This is a genomic window from Paracraurococcus lichenis (assembly GCF_030657435.1).
Taxonomy (GTDB): domain Bacteria; phylum Pseudomonadota; class Alphaproteobacteria; order Acetobacterales; family Acetobacteraceae; genus Paracraurococcus; species Paracraurococcus lichenis.
This window is the reverse complement of the sequence record NZ_JAUTWS010000647.1, coordinates 1-203: the sequence shown is the minus strand read 5'-3', so window position 1 is coordinate 203 and position 203 is coordinate 1. Positions and strand designations below refer to the sequence as shown.

1 protein-coding gene is annotated in these 203 nt (G+C 67.5%); it reads right to left on the bottom strand.

What is annotated here, in order from left to right:
• On the bottom strand, nt 1-203 hold a 203-nt coding region (locus Q7A36_RS41555; RefSeq protein ID WP_370655830.1), incomplete at both ends, for a hypothetical protein.

Genomic DNA, 203 nt, shown 5'->3' with positions numbered 1-203 from the left:
AGCCGCACGGGCGGGGTCTTGGCGACCAGGCCGCTGCGCAGTTGTTCGGTCATGGCCTGCACATCGGACCCGTCGAGACCCAGCTCCTGGGCAATTTGGCGGTTCGAGAGGTTCAGCCCCATGAAGTACAGGCACAGCACCCAGACCCGCAGCGGCTGGTGATGGCCGGCCAGCACCGTGCCAGTGAGGTCGTCGAAGCGCCG